This window comes from Dactylosporangium siamense, from assembly GCF_016862795.1.
Lineage (GTDB): Bacteria > Actinomycetota > Actinomycetes > Mycobacteriales > Micromonosporaceae > Dactylosporangium > Dactylosporangium siamense.
In genome coordinates this window covers 52312-69492 of record NZ_BONQ01000154.1, presented here as the reverse complement: position 1 = coordinate 69492, position 17181 = coordinate 52312, and the positions used below count along the sequence as shown (strand labels likewise).

General features: G+C 71.0%; 18 protein-coding genes. 12 read left to right on the top strand and 6 right to left on the bottom strand.

Annotated elements, in window-relative coordinates; all coding sequences use genetic code 11:
- Nucleotides 1-26: 26 nt before the first annotated feature.
- Complete coding sequence (locus Dsi01nite_RS47090; protein WP_203852994.1) at nt 27-737, bottom strand: class I SAM-dependent methyltransferase; 711 nt, start codon at nt 735-737, stop codon at nt 27-29.
- Between the two features lie 115 nt (nt 738-852).
- Here Dsi01nite_RS47090 and Dsi01nite_RS47085 point away from each other — a divergent pair, with 115 nt between their 5' ends.
- The 9 genes from Dsi01nite_RS47085 to Dsi01nite_RS47045 all read left to right on the top strand — a co-directional run bounded on the left by Dsi01nite_RS47085 (nt 853) and on the right by Dsi01nite_RS47045 (nt 11571).
- A complete protein-coding gene (locus tag Dsi01nite_RS47085) occupies nt 853-1440 on the top strand; it encodes a (2Fe-2S)-binding protein (protein WP_203853028.1) in 588 nt (195 codons plus the stop codon).
- The gene (locus Dsi01nite_RS47080; RefSeq protein WP_203852993.1) at nt 1437-2423 is read left to right on the top strand and encodes an FAD binding domain-containing protein; all 987 of its coding nucleotides are present in this window, start codon (nt 1437-1439) and stop codon (nt 2421-2423) included. The genes Dsi01nite_RS47085 and Dsi01nite_RS47080 overlap by 4 nt, the downstream gene beginning before the upstream one ends.
- Nucleotides 2420-4606 carry a xanthine dehydrogenase family protein molybdopterin-binding subunit gene (locus Dsi01nite_RS47075; RefSeq protein WP_203852992.1) on the top strand — a complete coding sequence of 729 codons (2187 nt, stop codon included), beginning with the start codon at nt 2420-2422 and terminating at the stop codon, nt 4604-4606. The genes Dsi01nite_RS47080 and Dsi01nite_RS47075 overlap by 4 nt, the downstream gene beginning before the upstream one ends.
- A gap of 146 nt (nt 4607-4752) precedes the next feature.
- On the top strand, nt 4753-5775 hold the full coding sequence (locus Dsi01nite_RS47070; protein ID WP_239136779.1) for a LacI family DNA-binding transcriptional regulator: 1023 nt from the start codon (nt 4753-4755) through the stop codon (nt 5773-5775).
- Nucleotides 5776-5780: 5 nt separating this feature from the next.
- A complete protein-coding gene (locus tag Dsi01nite_RS47065) occupies nt 5781-7397 on the top strand; it encodes an FAD-dependent oxidoreductase (protein WP_203853026.1) in 1617 nt (538 codons plus the stop codon).
- Nucleotides 7398-7443: 46 nt separating this feature from the next.
- The gene (locus Dsi01nite_RS47060; protein ID WP_203852991.1) at nt 7444-8724 is read left to right on the top strand and encodes an ABC transporter substrate-binding protein; all 1281 of its coding nucleotides are present in this window, start codon (nt 7444-7446) and stop codon (nt 8722-8724) included.
- Nucleotides 8721-9605 (top strand): carbohydrate ABC transporter permease, encoded by an 885-nt coding sequence (locus Dsi01nite_RS47055; protein WP_203852990.1) that lies wholly within the window; start codon nt 8721-8723, stop codon nt 9603-9605. Before Dsi01nite_RS47060 ends, Dsi01nite_RS47055 begins: the two co-directional genes overlap by 4 nt.
- Nucleotides 9595-10443 (top strand): carbohydrate ABC transporter permease, encoded by an 849-nt coding sequence (locus tag Dsi01nite_RS47050; protein ID WP_203852989.1) that lies wholly within the window; start codon nt 9595-9597, stop codon nt 10441-10443. The genes Dsi01nite_RS47055 and Dsi01nite_RS47050 overlap by 11 nt, the downstream gene beginning before the upstream one ends.
- A 63-nt stretch (nt 10444-10506) precedes the next feature.
- Nucleotides 10507-11571, top strand: coding sequence for a LacI family DNA-binding transcriptional regulator (locus Dsi01nite_RS47045; RefSeq protein ID WP_239136778.1), 1065 nt, complete (start codon nt 10507-10509; stop codon nt 11569-11571).
- 105 nt (nt 11572-11676) lie between these two features.
- On the opposite strand, the gene Dsi01nite_RS47040 is transcribed toward Dsi01nite_RS47045, so the two are convergent.
- Nucleotides 11677-12033, bottom strand: coding sequence for a histone-like nucleoid-structuring protein Lsr2 (locus tag Dsi01nite_RS47040; protein WP_203852988.1), 357 nt, complete (start codon nt 12031-12033; stop codon nt 11677-11679).
- Nucleotides 12034-12339: 306 nt separating this feature from the next.
- Complete coding sequence (locus Dsi01nite_RS47035) at nt 12340-12672, bottom strand: TIGR02611 family protein (RefSeq protein WP_239136776.1); 333 nt, start codon at nt 12670-12672, stop codon at nt 12340-12342.
- A gap of 410 nt (nt 12673-13082) precedes the next feature.
- On the opposite strand from Dsi01nite_RS47035, the gene Dsi01nite_RS47030 reads away from it, so the two are divergent.
- Nucleotides 13083-13514, top strand: coding sequence for an SsgA family sporulation/cell division regulator (locus tag Dsi01nite_RS47030; protein ID WP_033356715.1), 432 nt, complete (start codon nt 13083-13085; stop codon nt 13512-13514).
- A gap of 199 nt (nt 13515-13713) precedes the next feature.
- Here Dsi01nite_RS47030 and Dsi01nite_RS47025 read toward each other — a convergent pair whose 3' ends face one another.
- The gene (locus Dsi01nite_RS47025; protein WP_203852987.1) at nt 13714-14001 is read right to left on the bottom strand and encodes a DUF4873 domain-containing protein; all 288 of its coding nucleotides are present in this window, start codon (nt 13999-14001) and stop codon (nt 13714-13716) included.
- Nucleotides 14002-14048: 47 nt separating this feature from the next.
- Here Dsi01nite_RS47025 and Dsi01nite_RS47020 point away from each other — a divergent pair, with 47 nt between their 5' ends.
- Entirely contained in the window at nt 14049-14936 is an 888-nt protein-coding gene (locus tag Dsi01nite_RS47020; protein ID WP_203852986.1) for an AurF N-oxygenase family protein, read from the top strand.
- Between the two features lie 50 nt (nt 14937-14986).
- On the top strand, nt 14987-15169 hold the full coding sequence (locus Dsi01nite_RS47015; RefSeq protein WP_203852985.1) for a hypothetical protein: 183 nt from the start codon (nt 14987-14989) through the stop codon (nt 15167-15169).
- 202 nt (nt 15170-15371) lie between these two features.
- Here Dsi01nite_RS47015 and Dsi01nite_RS47010 read toward each other — a convergent pair whose 3' ends face one another.
- Together Dsi01nite_RS47010 and Dsi01nite_RS47005 are read right to left on the bottom strand one after the other, a co-directional pair.
- Complete coding sequence (locus Dsi01nite_RS47010; protein ID WP_239136774.1) at nt 15372-15998, bottom strand: class F sortase; 627 nt, start codon at nt 15996-15998, stop codon at nt 15372-15374.
- Nucleotides 15999-16081: 83 nt separating this feature from the next.
- On the bottom strand, nt 16082-16972 hold the full coding sequence (locus tag Dsi01nite_RS47005) for a DUF4397 domain-containing protein (protein WP_203852983.1): 891 nt from the start codon (nt 16970-16972) through the stop codon (nt 16082-16084).
- Nucleotides 16973-17181 lie beyond the last annotated feature (209 nt).

Genomic DNA, 17181 nt, shown 5'->3' with positions numbered 1-17181 from the left:
TCAAGCTCTGTTGAGGTCAAGCCCGTTCACACCGCTGCCGTGAGCCAGTGGCGGCCGGCGTCGAGGTGGCGTTCGAAGCGCAGGCCCGCGCCCGCCAGCCCGGCGTGCAGGTCGGCGCGACTCAGCCGGCGCGTGGCGAACCGGTGCGACCAGACCGTCCCGCCGGAGGACGCCGCACCACCGGCGGGCCCTGTGGTGTCGGCGACCCGGTACGTGCACCTCGCCTGCAGGACGGTGCCGTCGTGGGACAGCGGGGTGTCGGTCACCTCGATGCGGCCGATGCGGCCGGTGACCGGGCGCATGTCGGCGAACACCCGGTCGAACCAGACCGGTGGCAGCCACTGGATCAGGACCCGGCCGTCCGCCGCGAGGTGCCGCCGGCACGCGGCGAGCAGCCGGCCCCGCAGCCGGTCGTCGGGGGTGTTGATGAGGTGACTTGCCAGCAGTACCGCCGGAAACCGCCGATCGAGGTCCAGGGTCTCGATGTCGGCGAGGACGGTGACGAGGGCGGAGGCCGGGCCGCTCACGTGGGCCAGCATGTCGGCGGAGTTGTCGACCGCCGTGACCGGATGACCGAGGTCGATGAGCGGGTGGGTGAGGCGGCCGGCCCCGCAGCCGAGCTCGAGGATCTCCGCGCCGGGCGGGATCGCCGCGTGGACGATGGCGGGCTCGCCGGTCGTCGGGAGCAGCGTGTACAGCTCGACGGGGCAGCCGTCTCGGGTCACCGCGCCGTCCATCGACCCACGGTCCCACACTTCGGGTGACTTCAGGGGGCGGGCGAGCGCCGGCACGCATGGGCGAGGCGCGGTTGGGCAGCACGAGACCGTGGAGAGACAGTTCACGAGCGACCTCATGTTCTGCGTCAACGGTCACCCGCAGGAGCTGCGCGTCGACAACCGGGCGACGCTGCTCGACGTGCTGCGCGAGCAGCTGGCGCTGCCGGGCACGAAGAAGGGCTGCGATCACGGGCAGTGCGGCGCGTGCACGGTGCTGCTGGACGGCCGGCGGGTGAACAGCTGCCTGATCCTCGCGGTCACCTGCCGAGATACGGCGGTCACGACCGTCGAGGGGCTCAGCAGCGGCACGGCGGCCAAGATGTCGACCCAGATGGCGGCCCAGCGGGCGGCACAGGGCCCGGCCCAGGGGTCGGCGCAGCCGCACGAGCGCCCGTCGCTGCATCCGATGCAGGAGGCGTTCGCCGCCCACGACGCGCTGCAGTGCGGCTACTGCACCCCGGGGCAGATCTGCTCCGCGGTCGGCATGCTCGAAGAGGCGGCAGCCGAGGAGGCCAAGCTCGACGAGCACGAGATCCGGGAACGGATGTCGGGCAACATCTGCCGCTGCGGCGCCTATGTGAACATCGTCGCGGCCATCCAAGAGGTCGCAGGTCAAGAGGTCGCAGGTCAAGAGGTCGCAGCGCAAGAGGTGGCAGCGCGGTGAAACCGTTCGCGTATCAGCGGGCCGAGGCCGCGGACTCGGCGGTCGCCACGATCTCGCGCACCGGAGCGGCGTACCTGGCCGGCGGGACGAACATCGTGGACCTGATGAAGCTCGGCGTCACCGCCCCCGACCTGCTCATCGACGTCACCGGCCTGCCGTTGCGGGACATCGAGGCGCTGCCGGACGGCGGGATGCGGGTCGGCGCGCTCACCGCGAACAGTGACCTCGCCACCGATCCGGTGCTGCGGACCAGGTTCCCGGCGGTGGCCCTCGCGCTGCTGTCGGGCGCGTCGGCGCAGCTGCGCAACCGGGCCACGATCGGCGGGAACCTGTTGCAGCGCACCCGCTGCCGCTACTTCGTCGACGTCACGAAGTCGTGCAACAAGCGGCGGCCGGGTGCCGGCTGCGCGGCCCGCGAGGGCGAGCACACCGACCTGGCGATCCTGGGCGCGTCGGAACAGTGCGTCGCGACGAACCCGTCGGACCTGGCGGTGGCGCTCGCGCTGGTGGACGCGCGGGTCGAGCTGCTCACCGAGGGCGGCCCGGCGAGCATGAGCGTGCACGAGTTCTTCCGGCTGCCCGGCGACCGGCCCGAGCGGGACACGAACCTGCCGCCGGGCGCGTTGATCACCGCCGTGGTCCTGCCGGCGACCCCGATCGCGCGGATGTCGACGTACCGCAAGGTGCGGGACCGGTCGTCGTTCGCGTTCGCGGCCGGGTCGGTCGCCGCCGCGCTCGACGTGCGGGACGGGGTCGTGCAGGACGTGCGGCTGGCGTACGGGGCGGTGGCGCACCGGCCGTGGCGGGCGTACGCGGCGGAACGGTCGCTGCGGGGCGCGCCGGCGACGGTCGACAACTTCGAACGGGCCGCGGACGAGGAGCTCGCCGCGGCGAAACCGTTGCGGGACAACGGCTACAAGGTGCCGCTGATCCGCAACCTGACGGTCGGCGTCCTGCGCGGGATGACGGAGGCGAGCTGGTGACCAGCACACAGCGCCAGCCAACACAGAGCCAGCCAGCACAGGGCCAGCCAACACAGAGCCGTGTCCAGGACGCGGCGCAGCGCAGCGTCGGGACCGCGAGTCCGCGGATCGAGGCGTGGGACAAGGTGACGGGGCGGGCGCCGTACGCGGTCGACCATCCCGTGCCGGGTGCCGCGTACGCGTGGGTGGTCCAGTCGACCGTGGCCCGCGGGGTCGTCGTCGACGTCGACACGTCACGGGCCCTGGCCGAGGACGGGGTCCTCGGGGTGCTGTGGCACGGCAACGCGCAGCGGCTGGAGTCCGTCGGCGACCCGGAGCTGATGGTGCTGCAGTCGGCGCGGATCGCCTACCGGGGGCAGGTCGTCGCCGTCGTCGTCGCGACGTCACCGGAGGCCGCGCGGGCCGGCGCTGACCTCGTGCGGGTCCGTGAGGACGGCATGACCTCGGACACGGTCCTGCGCATCGACCATCCGGCGCTGTACCAGCCGGTGCAGGTCAACGCCGGCTACCCGGCGCGGTCCGCGATCGGCGACGTCGACGCCGGGCTCGCCGCCGCCGCGGTGCGGGTCGACGCGACGTACCGCACGCCGGCGGAGCACCACTGCGCGATGGAGCCGCACGCGACCACCGCGTTCTGGGAGCGTGGCTGCCTCGTCGTGTTCGACGGGACACAGGCCTCGACCGCGGTGTCCGAGACCCTGGCAGGGTTGTTCGAGCTGCCACCGCAGTCGGTCCGGGTCATCAACGAGCACGTCGGCGGCGGGTTCGGCAGCAAGGGCGGGCCGAAGCCCAACGTGGTCCTGGCCGCGATGGCGGCACGGCTCGTCGGCCGGCCGGTGAAGCTGGCGCTGACCCGGCAGCAGCTGTTCGCGGTCGCCGGGTACCGCACGCCGACGATCCAGCGGGTCCGGCTCGGCGCCGCGACGAACGGCCGGCTCCTCGCGATCGGCCACGACGCGGTCAGCCAGACCTCGCAACTGAGCGAGTTCGTCGAGCAGAGCGCGGTGCTGTCCCGGCACATGTACGCCGCGCCGAACCGCCTCACGACGCACCGGGTCGTGGCGCTGGACGTCCCGACGCCGGTGTGGATGCGGGCGCCCGGGGAATGTCCGGGATCGTTCGCCCTCGAGTCCGCGATCGACGAGCTGGCGTCCGCCGGCAACTGGGATCCGGTGCGGCTCCGGATCGACAACGAGCCGGCGGTGCACCCCGAGGAGCAGATCCCGTTCTCCAGCCGGCACCTCGTGCAATGCCTGCAGGAAGGGGCGGAACGCTTCGGCTGGACGGATGCCTCCGGCCGGGTGGTGCGCGACCCGCGGCCGGCGGTGCGCCGCGACGGGGAGTGGCTGGTCGGCACCGGGGTGGCGGCCTCGACGTATCCGTCGCTGACGTGGCCGTCGACGGCCCTGGCGCGGGCGACCGCCGACCAGCGCTTCGACGTGGAGGTCAACGCCGCCGACATCGGCACCGGCGCGCGCACCGTCCTGCGCCAGATCGCTGCGGACGCCCTGGACGTGCCGATCGCCTACGTGGAGATTACCGTCGGTGACTCGGCGATCGGACCGGCGACCGTCGCGGGCGGTTCGATGGGGACCGCGTCGTGGGGCTGGGCGGTGACGAAGGCGTGCCGGCTGCTGCGGGAGCGCATCGAACGCGACCACGGCGGCCGGGTGCCGACGGGCGGCGTCGCGGTCCGGGCCGACACGACCCTGGAGATCCGGGACCGTCCCGAGTTCTCCCGGCACGCCTACGGCGCGCAGTTCTGCCAGGCGCGCGTGTCGACAATGACGGGTGAGGTACGGGTGGACCGCCTGCTGGGCGTGTTCGCCGCCGGACGGATCGTGAACCCGACGACGGCGCGGTCGCAGTTCATCGGCGGAATGACGATGGGCCTGTCGGGGGCGCTGCTGGAGCGGTCCGTGCTCGACTCGCGCACCGGCGACTTCGTGACCGGCGACCTGGCGGCATACCACGTGGCGGTCAGCGCGGACGTGCCGCGGATCGAGGTCGCGTGGCTGGACGAGCAGGACCCGCACCTCAACCCGATGGGCGTGAAGGGCATCGGCGAGATCGGCATCGTCGGCACGGCGGCCGCGGTCGCGAACGCCGTCCACCACGCGACCGGCATCCGCGTCCGCGACCTGCCGATCGGACTGGCGCAGATGATCGGAAAACTGCACTGAACGGAGGAAAGCAGACAGGGCTAATGCGTATTAGTCAGTAACGCGAACGGGTAACGAAACTTCTCCCACGGCTTGACGGACCGGCGAGACCGGGCGCACGATTCGTGCCCAGAGCTTGCTGATACGCATTAGCCAAGGAGATCCCCGTGGGACGTCGAGTCACGCAGCGCGACATCGCGCGGATGACCGGCGTCAGCCAGGCGACCGTGTCGCTGGTGTTGAACGACACCGACGGCAGCAACAGCAAGGGCGTGCGGATCGCCCAGGACACGCGGCAGCGGGTGCTCGACGCGATCCGCGCCACCGGCTACGTCGCCGACGTCGTCGGGCGGCGGCTCGCCGACCGCAGCAACCGGATCCTCGGCGTGTTCACCTACGAGCCGGTGTTCCCCAGCGCGACCGCCGACTTCTACCACCCGTTCCTGGTCGGCATCGAGCAGCGGGCCGAGCAGCTCGGCTGCGACCTGCTGCTGTTCACCTCCGGCCCGCACCGGATGCGCCTCGCCGACGGCTGCATCGTGCTGGGCCGCTCGATCGGCCGGGACGAGCTGGCGCGGCTCGTCGCCGAGCACCACCCCTTCGTCAGCGTCGGCCGGCGCGACTCCCCGGACGTGCCCTACGTCGGCGCCGACTACGGGGCGGCGACCGCCGCGCTGGTCGGCGCGGCGGTCGGGCTCGGCCACCGCCGCCTCGCGTACGTCGGCACCGGCGGCCCCGCCGAGTCGCACCTGGACCGCCTGCGTGGCTTCGCCGACGCGTGCCTGGCCGCCGGCGTGTACGCGACCCACGAGCCCCGGAAGAACACGCTCGCGGACGCGATCCCGCCGCTGCTGGCCGACGGCGTCACCGCGCTGTTCCTGGAGGAGCCGGCGGACGCGGCCGAACTGATCGCGATCCTGCGCGGGCACGGCCGGGACGTCCCCGCCGACGTGTCCGTCGTCGTGCTCGGCGAGCCGACCCGCGCGGGCGCCACTCCCCCGCCGCTGGACGTGACCCGGTTCCGGACGCCGCGCCGCGAGATGGGCTGGCAGGCGGTCGACCACCTCACCGAAATCGTCGGCGGCGGCTTCGAGCCGGGCCCAGCACGGCAGACGTTGCTGGCCTGCGAACTCGTCCCCGGTGAAACCCTTGGAACCAGCAGCGATATCAGCAGCAGGGAGCGCACGTGAAGGAAATGGCGGCGGACGTCCTCGTCGTGGGCGGCGGACTCGGCGGGGTGGCGGCGGCACTGGCCGCGCTGCGGGCCGGGCGGACGGTCGTGCTCACCGAGGAGTACGACTGGCTCGGTGGCCAGCTCACCAGCCAGGCGGTGCCGCCGGACGAGCACACGTGGGTCGAGCAGTTCGGCGTGACCGCGAGCTACCGGGCGCTGCGCGACGGGATCCGCGACTACTACCGGCGTTACTACCCGCTCACCGACGCGGCCCGGCGCTGGACGCACCTGAACCCCGGCGCCGGCGGCGTCAGCCGGCTCTGCCACGAGCCCGCCGTCGCGAAGGCGGTGCTGGAGGCGATGCTGCAGCCGTACCGTGGCAGCGGCCGCCTCACCGTCCTGCAGCCGTGGAAGGCGACCGCCGCCGAGACGGACGGGGACCGGGTCACCGCCGTGACCGGGAGGCACCGGGAGGGCGGCGAAACCACGATCACGGCGCGCTACGTGCTGGACGCGACCGAGACCGGCGAGCTGCTGCCGCTGACCGGCACCGAGTACGTGACGGGCTTCGAGTCGCAGGACGACACGGGCGAGCCGAGCGCGCCGGCAACCGCGCAGCCCGGCAACATGCAGGCCGTCTCGGTGTGCTTCGCGGTCGACCACGTCGACGGCGACCACACGATCGACCGGCCGGACGCGTACGGGTTCTGGCGGGCGTACACGCCGCCGTTCTGGGGCGGCCCGCTGCTGTCGTGGCGGTCCCCGCACCCGCGGACCCTGGAGATCTCCGAGCGCAGCTTCACCCCGAACCCGGACGACGACCCGCTCCGGGTGCTCGCCGACCAGCGGGTCAACCCCGGTGACGCGAACCTGTGGACGTTCCGGCGGATCGCGGCCAGGAACCTGTTCACGCCCGGTGCCTACGCCAGCGACATCACGCTCGTCAACTGGCCGATGATCGACTACTTCGAGTCGCCGGTCATCGACGTGCCCGACGCCGCCGAGCACCTGTCGCGGGCGCGGGAGCTGTCGATGTCGGTGCTGTACTGGCTGCAGACCGAGGCGCCGCGCCCCGACGGCGGCACCGGGTTTCCCGGGCTGCGCCTGCGTGGGGACGTCACGGGGACCGGCGGCGTGGGATGGGGGCTGGCGCAGGCGCCGTACGTCCGCGAGTCGCGGCGCATCCTCGCCGACTACACCGTCGTGGAGCAGGACCTGTCCCACGCCGTGCGCGGCGACAAGGGCAGCGTCAACTACCCCGACTCGGTCGGTGTCGGCATGTACCGCATCGACCTGCACCCGTCCACGGGCGGCGACACGTACATCGACGTGCCGTCCAGCCCGTTCCAGATCCCGCTCGGCGCGCTGCTGCCCCGCCGGGTCGAGAACCTGCTGCCGGCGGCGAAGAACCTCGGCACGACCCACATCACCAACGGCTGCTACCGGCTGCACCCCGTCGAGTGGAACATCGGCGAGGCCGCCGGCGCGCTCGCCGCGTACTGCCTCAATGAGACCGACCGGGGCGGGCGCGTCACCCCTCGCGCCGTCCGGGCCGACCCTGCCCTGCTCGCCGCGTTCCAGTCCCGCCTGACGAACGACGGCGTCGAGCTCGCCTGGCCCGACGTCGCCGCGTACTGAAACACACACCCGCTTCCTGAACGACACCCCCCAACAGGAGACCCCCATGCGAATGAAGACAGCGCTGGCAGTCGCCACCGCAGCTCTGCTCGGCCTGACCGCGTGCGGCTCGGGCGACGACCCGGCACCCACGGACACCGGCCCGGTCTCGCTGCGCATGACGATCTGGACCGCCAACGAGGCCCACCTGAAGCTGTTCAACGAGATCGCCGGCGAGTACAAGGCGGCGCACCCGAACGTCACCGAGATCAAGTTCGACTCGCTGCCGTTCGACACGTACACCACGGCCCTCACCACCCAGATCGCCGGTGGGAACCAGCCCGACCTCGCCTGGATCCTGGAGAACTCCGCCCCCGACTTCGTCTCCTCCGGCGCCCTCGTCCCGCTCGACGACACGCTGAAGAAGACCCCCGGCTACCAGTTCGAGGACCTCGGCGCCAGCCCGATGAAGCTCTGGCAGCAGCAGGGGAAGCTGTACGCGTATCCGTTCTCGACCTCGCCGTTCGGCGTGTTCGTCAACAATGACCTGGTGAAGAAGGCCGGCAAGCCCACCCCCGCGGAGCTCATCGCGGCGGGGAACTGGACCTGGGACACGGCGCTGCAGACCGCGTCCGCCGTCAACGCCGCGACCGGCAAGGCGGGCCTCGTCGTGCGGGACTTCGACTACAAGTCGTGGCAGAACCTGGCCAGCTTCTGGGGTGGCTGGGGCGCGCAGGCGTGGAGCGCCGACGGCAAGACCTGCGGGTTCGACAAACCCGAGATGGTCGAGGCGATGACGACCCTGCACAAGGCCATCTTCACCGACAAGGCCCTGCCCGGCCCCGGCGTCAGCGCCGACTTCTTCGCCGGCGACGCGGCCATGACGATCACCCAGATCAGCCGGGCGTCGCTGCTGAAGAACCAGTTCGGCTGGGACCTGGTGCCGCTGCCGAAGGGCAAGGTCGGCGACTACGCGGTGTTCGGCCAGGCCGGCATCGGGGTGTTCAAGAAGGGTAAGCACGCCGCCGCGGCGCAGGAGTTCCTGGCCTTCATGACCAGCCCGGCCAACTCGGCGAAGCTCGCCGCGTACTTCCCGCCGCCGCGCACCTCGCAGCAGACCGCGGAGACCCTGGCCAAGACCAACCCGCTGCTCAAGCCCGACCAGCTGCAGAAGGTCGTCGTCGACGGGATCGCCAAGGGCGCGGTCGGCCCCAGCCACGCCGGGTTCGCGGAGCTGTCGCAGACCGTCCGGGCGAGCCTCGACCCGCTGTGGCAGCCGCAGGCCGACGTCAAGGCGGTGCTGTCCGGCGTGTGCGCCAAGATCGCCCCGCAACTGGCGAAGGCATGAGGCTGAGCTCCAAGACCGCTGACCGGCTGGCCGGGTGGCTGTTCATCGCCCCCCAGCTGGCCGGCTCGGCCGTCTTCGTCTTCGCACCGCTGTGCATGGTGCTGTGGTACAGCCTGCACGAGTGGAACGTCCTCGCCGACAGCTTCGAGTTCGTCGGCGCCGACAACTACCAGGCGCTGCTGGACGACCCGTCGCTGCCGTCGGTGCTGCGCGCGACCGGGATCTTCTCCGTCGGCCTCGTGGTGTTCAACCTGAGCCTGGCGCTGCTGCTCGCGGTGCTGCTCAACCAGCGGCTGCGGGGGCTCGCCGTGTACCGCACGCTGTTCTTCTCCCCGGTCGTCGTGTCGCTGGTCGCCTGGACGATCGTGTGGGGCTTCCTGCTGCAGTCCAACGGCGGCGTCAACGGCCTGCTGCAGGCCGTCGGGATCGAAGGTCCCAACTGGCTGCGGACGGGGCCGACCGCGATGGTGTCCGTGATCGCGGTGCAGGTGTTCAAGAACGTCGGCCTCAACATGGTGCTGTTCCTCGCCGCGTTGCAGGGGGTACCCGGTGAGCTGTACGAGGCGGCCCAGCTGGACGGCGCGTCGGCGTGGACCAGGTTCCGGCGCATCACCGTACCGATGATCAGCCCGACGATCCTGCTCACGTCGATCATCACGGTGGTCGGCTCGCTGCAGGTCTTCGCCCAGATCGCCGTGCTCACCCAGGGCGGCCCCGGCACCTCGACGACCGTGCTCGTCTACTACCTCTACCAGCAGGCGTTCCAGTTCCATCACTTCGGCTACGGCTCGACCCTGGCCATCCTGCTGTTCGTCATCGTGCTCGCCCTGACCCTCGTGCAGTGGCAGCTGCGCCGGAAGTGGGTCGTCCATGAGCAGTAAGACTCGGAACGGCAGGAAGCTCAAGCTCGTCGTGTACGGGCTGCTGTCCGTCCTGTGCATCCCGTTCGTGTTCCCGACGTGGTGGATGGTGACCTCGTCGTTCAAGCCGACCAGCGAGATCTTCGCCTACCCGCCGCGGCTGCTGCCCTCCGAGTGGCACTTCGGCGCCTACCGGGAGGTGTTCCGGCTGCAGCCGTTCGCGCAGCAGTACTGGAACAGCCTGTACATCGCCGCGATCGTCACCGTCGGCACGATGGTCGTCGCGTCCCTGGCCGGCTACGCGTTCGCCAGGATCCGGTTCCCCGGGCAGAACGCCCTGTTCGTGGTCGTGCTCACCGGGCTGCTCATCCCGAGCGAGGTGACGATCGTGCCGCTGTTCCAGCTGTTCAACCGGTTCGGCATGATCGACACGCACTGGCCGCTGATCCTCGTGCCGATCTTCGGCGCGCCGAGCGTCCTGGCGACGTTCATCATGCGGCAGTTCTTCGTAACCCTGCCGAAGGAGCTGGAGGAGGCGGCCCGCGTCGACGGGCTCGGCCGGTTCGAGACGTTCCGGCGCATCGCCCTGCCGCTCGCGCGCCCGGCGCTCGGAGCGGTCGGCATCTTCACGTTCCTCAACAGCTGGAACCTGTTCCTGGAGCCGGTGGTGTACCTGTCGAGCAAGGAGAAGTTCACCTTGCCGCAGGCGCTGACGCAGTACGTCGACGCGTACGGCGGCCCCATGTGGGACGTGCAGCTGTCGGCCGCGACGCTGACCGCCCTGCCGGTCCTGGTCGTGTTCGTGATCGCGCAGCGCCAGTTCGTGGAAGGGCTGGCCCATACGGGCCTCAAGGGTTGACCGCCCACCCGGGCCGCAAAGGTTGCGTGCGTCCGTGGTGGAAAGGGTGGTACACCTTCGCCTGTGAGCAGACGAGTCACGCAGCGGGACATCGCGCGGATGACGGGGGTGAGCCAGGCGACCGTGTCGCTGGTGCTCAACAACCGCACCGGTGACGACGTGCGGATCGCGCCCGAGACCCGGCAACGGGTCCTCGACGCGATCCGCACCACCGGTTACGTCGCGGACCCGGTGGCCCGGCGGCTCGTGTCGGGGCGCAACCGGATCCTGGGCGTGTTCACGTATGAGCCGGTGTTCCCCAGCACCGCCGCGGACTTCTACCACCCGTTCCTGGTCGGCATCGAGCAGCGGGCCGAGCAGCTCGGCTGCGACCTGCTGCTGTTCACGTCGCACGCGGAGCAACGACGGATCTTCCACGCGGACAGCCGGATCGGGATCGCGGACGGCACGATCCTGCTCGGCCGCCGGGTCGACCGGGACGACCTGGTCCGGCTCGTCGGCGAGGGGCACGCGTTCGTGTCCGTCGGCCGGCGGGACGACGCCGGCGGCCCGGTCCCGTGCGTCGGCGCCGACTATCCGGCCGCGGTGGCGGCGCTGGTCGAGCGGGCGGGCGCACTCGGCCACACCCGCATCGGCTACCTGGGCACCGGCGGGCCCGCCGAGTCGCACGCCGACCGGCTCCGCGGCTTCGCGCCGGGTGGCGACCGGCTGCACCTGCCACCGTCCGGGTCACCGTCCGGGTCACCGGCCGAGTCACTGTCCGGATCACCGGCCGGGTCACTGTCCGGCTGGCTGGACGCGATCGAGCGGGAGCGGCTCACCGCGGTGTTCCTGGAGGAGCACGCCGACGCGGTCGCGCTGGTCGTGGCGGCCCGGGCCCGGGGTTGGTCGGTGCCGGGCGACCTGTCGGTGGTGGCGCTGGGCGAGCCGGCCGGCGCCGGGCCGCTCGACGAGGAGATCACGCGGTTGCGTATCCCGCGCCGGGAAATGGGCTGGCAGGCGGTGGACCAGCTCACCGCAGCCATCGAAAGCGGCGGTGCCGGGAGTGCTGCCGGGAGTGCTGCCGCAGTGCAGCGGCTGCTGCCCTGCACCATCCATGGCGGTGCCACCCTCGTTTCCCGGCGGTGATTGCGAACGAGCCGCGACCCAGCTGGGCCGCGACTCGATCACTGCTTGATCACGCGTTTCGCCGGAATGCGACGCTGCATCGACCGGTTTCTCAACTCGTGGTAATTAGCGGCCGGCTTCGGCGTGGTAGCGGTCCACCACGTCCTGCTTGATCCGGCCCCGGTCGGAAACGTCGATCCCCTTGGCCTGCGCCCATTCCCGAATGGCACGGTTCTGGTCGCGGTCGCCGCGGGTGACGCCCCGGCCACGCACGTCGCGACCGCGCACGGTGCTGACCACGCCACCACGCCCGATCTTCGTCGCGGCGGCGACGAACGGGGCGACGGCGTCGCGCAGCTTCGCCGCGTTGGACGCGGACAGGTCGATCTCGTACTGCACGCCGTCGAGCGCGAACACGATGCTCTCGGCAGCGGGCTTGCCGTCGATGTCGTCGATCAGCTCGTGGATGACGCGTTTCGCCATGAGTGGCCTTTCCTCAGGTGCTGCCAATTGCGTACACGTGCCGCATCATTCGGACACGAACCAAGATGTTCAGCGGGATACTACGCCCCGATACCGGGCGAGATTACTCCCACCGTACCGTTCTCGCGCACCCGGCGCTGAATCAGTGCGTCACGAAACGCAGACAACATGAAACGCGCACAATCGGTTAAGGCAGCGTCCTCAGATCCGGGCACAGATCCCGGCACAGATCGGCGGGTCTACCGAGTCACCCGGCACGGATGTCCTTGGCTCATCCTGGACCGCAGCATGATCGCTGTCGTGAAGTCAGGCAAGCAACTGGAGCGAGAGCAGCAACGCCGCACCGACGACGAGGAGCAGGCCGCCGACCGAGACGACCCGCACCAGCCAGGAGCCGTCCCGCACCAGCTTGGTCCAGCGCAGCAACTGCCGGCGGGTGAACACCAGCAGCCGGCGGGCCCAGTGGAACTCCATGGCCAGGATCGCCAGGCCGCCGAGGATGACGAGCCAACCCGGCCCGGGCAACGGCAACAGCACCACGCCGACGGCGATGACCAGCGTGCCGGCGAGCGCGACCACGATCTTCACACCGAACCGGCCGATGCGGGTCGCGTAGAGCCGCTCACGCCAGCCGAGCACCCGGGCCAGTACCCGGGTTCCAATACCCGTCCCGGAGCCCTGCTCCGGCGCAGCGACACGCCGGAAGTCACCCGGTGGAGAGGCAAGCGGTCCGGAATCAGGCGTAACGCCCGACCCGTCCGCCTCACTGTCGCGCAATTTCCGTTCCCATCACTGGATAACCCGTCACTCCCACGAACCACTGGACGTTACCCGAATGAATTGACGTACGACCCACACGTCACGTCAAGGACCCCGGTCACGCTCTGAAAACCGGACATCGCGCGCACGTTGTTCGGTTGACGGCAAATCGGGCCCAGAAACACTACAGAGTGAGATCGCAGAATCACTACGCGTAACACTGGGAATCGCCTCAACATAAGAGAGGCGGGGCACGGCATGCTCCGCAGCGGTGCCGGGGGGAGTACGACATGAGCGCTATCCGACCATCGACCGTCGAGGTCGAGACATCCCTACGACTCGTCGCGCCCGACGCGACTGCATTGCCGGTGCGAGCCAGCTTGCGATACGACCCGAACGACCCGTACGCGGTCCACGTCCTCTTCCACGCCGAGTCGGCGGGGGGCGAGCCGGTCAGCTGGTCCTTCGCCCGTGAACTGCTGTTCACCGGCCTGGACGAGCCCGCGGGCATCGGCGACGTGCGGGTCTGGCCGTGGAACGGTCCACGCGGCGACTTCGTCGCACTGGCCCTGTCCTCACCGGACGGCAACGCGCTGTTCGAGGTTCCACGCAGCGTGCTGGTGCGCTTCCTGCGCCGGACGTACAGCGTCGTGCCGCGCGGGCACGAGACCGACCATCTGGACGTCGACAACGCGGTGAACCGGCTCCTGGCCGGCCGCTGAGCACTGCCAGCGCTGAGTACTGCCAGCACTGAGCACTACCGGAGCCAAGCACCACCGGACCGCGTCAACCGGGCGCCACACCGACGACCACCCTCCGCGAGCAGCCCGCCAGCTGCCGAGGGTCAGGCCGGAGGGTGGCGCCCGACGTTTACCCAGCGCCCGACGCACCCAGCGGCCCGACACACCCAGCGCCCGATCCTCAGACAGCGCCGTGCGGCGGGGCGCCCGTGCCGGCGAAGCGGACGTTGCCCCACGGGTCGATCTCGAGGAGGCGCGCCGGCACCGGCGCCGCGGGCGCGCACCGCAGCTGGACGTCGCGGTGGCCGGCGCGCAGCAACGCGGCCACCGCGGGCTCGCCGGTCATCCGGCCGCCCCAGTGGTACCGGCCGTCGAGCGGCTGGAAGTGCCCGGTCAGGTGCAGCTCGACGGCGTGGGCGGCGCCGTCGACGAGCAGCTCGGCCTTGACCGGTCGCGGTTCCTCAGGCATGGTACTGATGAGTACCAAGTCCGGCCGGAACCGTCAAGGAGCAGCTCATGTCCGTCGTCGACGAGCGCGAGGCCACCGCCGCGCGGCTGCTGAAGATCTCCGCCGGCAACTCCTACGACCCGGACGTCGACATCGACTGGCGGGCGCCGCTCGACCCGGAGCGCATGTTCGCCCCCGCGCACCGGCTGTCGCTGTTCGGCACGCCCCTGTGGGACGGGCTCACCCCGCAGCAGCGCGTCGAGCTGTCCAAGCACGAGGTGGCCAGCATCGCCAGCATCGGCATCTGGTTCGAGATGCTGCTCATGCGGATGCTGCTGCGCCACATCAGCGACCAGGACCCGCGCACCGGCCACGTGCAGTACGCGCTGACCGAGGTCGGCGACGAATGCCGGCACTCCATCATGTTCGCGCGGATGATCGAGGCGTTCGGCACGCCCGCGTACCGGCCCGCGCCGCTCGAACGCGCCCTCGGCAGGTACCTCGGCGCGACCGCCGGCGGGGTGCAGACGTTCGCCGCGGCGCTCATCGCCGAGGAGATCCTCGACGCCCTGCAGCGCGAGGCGATGGCCGACGACAGCCTCCAGCCACTGGTCCGGATGGTGTCGCGGATCCACGTCGTGGAGGAGGCCCGGCACATCCGGTTCGCCCGCGACGAGCTGGCCCGCCAGGTGCGGAGGTCCGGCCGGATGTCCCTGGCCTACTCGCGGCTCATGATCGGCCGGGCCGCGTGGACCGTCACCCACTCGCTGATCCACCCGGGCGCGTACGCGGCGGTCGGGCTCGACCCGGTCGCGGCACGGGCGGCGGCCTGGCGCAACCCCGCGTTCCGGGAGACGCTGCGCTGGTCGGCGGAGCGGGTCACGGCGTTCCTGCAGGAGCTCGGCCTCGTCGAGGGCCCGGCCAAGCGACTCTGGCGCGGTTCGGCACTGCTCTGAGCGCAGCGCCGGCATTTTCTCAGCGCAGCGCCGGCACTACTGTGAGCGCCATGAAGTGGGTATTGGTGATCGTGGGCGCGCTGCTGGTCCTCTCCGGCGTGGTCTGGACGCTCCAGGGGCTGAACCTGCTCGGCGGCAGCGCCATGAGCGGCAACACGATGTGGGCGGTCATCGGCCCGATCACCGCGATCGTCGGAGCGGTCCTGTTCCTCCGGGGCGTGCGCAAGAGCTGACCCGCACGGGTTGAGAGATCCAGATCACGGGACGATGCGTGCCGGGCGCGCTACTGTCGAGTGAGTCGGTGTGCTGTGTGTCCCCGGGCCTCACCACACTGCCTTCACGGAATACCGTTCGGCTGGAGCCGTGATGCGCCTATCGCCGCGAGGCGACCTGGCACACCGACCTTAACGTCCGCACCACCGCGACAGTGCGAGCTCAGCTCAGCACCGCGTAGACCACGACATTGTCGCGGTAGGAGTGCCGGGCGGCGTCGAACTCGCCGCCGCACGTGATGAGTCGCAGCTCCGCCAGGGGCGTCGGGCCGTAGACCCGGTCGCTGGGAAACTTCGCCTTCGCGTAGTGCTCGCGGGCCGTCACCGTGAAGGTGAGCCACGCGCCGCCGCGCTGCACCTCGACCCGGTCGCCGGTCTTGAGCTCGTGCAGCTTGTAGAACACCGCCGGGCCGGTCCGCGAGTCGACGTGCCCGGCGAGGACCGCGGGTCCCGGGTCGCCAGGGGCGGTGCCGGCGGCGAACCAGCCGGCTTCCGCGTACACCTTGGGGCTCTGCAGTTGCCCTGCCGGGTCGATCGTCAGCGTCTCGAGACTCGTGTCGACCCCGAGCGACGTGATCCGCAGGCGCGTGGGCGGCGCATCGGCACCGTCCTGGGTGCTGGCGGCGAGGGCACCCGGGTCCAGGTCGATGCGGTGCGGGACGATCCAGGTCGACTCGCCGGCGTCGATGTCGACGCGGCGGCCGACGAGCGTCGCCGCGCCGATGTACACCGGCGCGGCGAGGGCGAGGACGCAGACGATCAGGGTCAGGGTCCGCCGCCGGCGACCCACCCGGTAAACCAGACTCAGGCGAAACGCGCGATGCCTGACGACCTGACCGGCGGACCTGACCATGCTTGCAGCTTACGAGGGGGTTACGCCGTCACCCGGCGGCGCGCGCCGCTGCGGCGCCGTAGGAGCACACCACCGGCGGCAAGCAGCACGAGCAGCACGGCACCGAGGACCGAGACGGTCTGCCAGACGCCGAAGCGGTCGTCGTTCGCGGTGCCGCCGCCGCCGGTGTCGACGCCGCCGGCCGGCACGCCGTTGCTGGTCGCGTCGGTGCGCAGCTGGGCGGTGAGGCCGCTCTTGCCGTCCAGGACGATCAGCGAGTAGACGCTGCCGGCCTTGAGCGGCGCGGTGACCGTGGTCGCGGCGGTGGTGACGCTCGGCGCGGTGAGCCGCAGCGTCCACTTGCCCGGGTCGACCAGCTGGTAGTCGGTGGTCGTGGCGAACGCGACGTTACCGGCGATCTTCGCGCCGTTGGCGATCGCCACGTCGAGGACGGGCTGCTTCACCGACGCCTGCACCACGCGGACCTTGGCCTTGCCCGGGTCCGGCAGCGCCAGGTCGTCGGGGATGACCCGCAGGCCGAGGTCGGTGAACTTGCCGACGCCGGCGACCGTGTACGCCTTGCCCTCCACGACCGTGGCCTGCGTGCTCAGCACCGGCGGGCTGTCCGCGGCCGCACCGGGCAGCCGCATCGCGACCGCGTAGGTGCCGGGCGCGAGCGGCAGGTACTTCGACACCACGCCGTAGCCGACCGCGTCGAACTTCTGCGTCGCCATCGACCCGTTGACCGAGCTCAGGTAGACGTCGACGGCGGGCGTGTCGGGCGACAGGTGGGCGAGGCGGACATAGCCGACCCCGGCCGCCGCGGCCGGCAGGGCGCCGACGAGCGACCCGCCGAGTCCGAGCAGCGCCGCGGCGGCGAGCACCCCAGCCCGTCGTAGCCAGGCCGTCCGTCGCAGGGAGGCAGCGATCACGTTGATAGTCCCTTTGCTCGAAGACACGTTCGAGATGCGTCCGAGATGCGCGTGGTTCGCACCCGCGCGAAGGGAAATTGAGTAATCCGCCCGGGCACCATAAGCACTGACCGATGTGCACGATGCCGAATGGCGCGCCGGAACGCAACCACTGGACGGTCTTTTTCCTCTACCGGGCGGTATACCGATCGGTAGCTGTCACTGCGGCG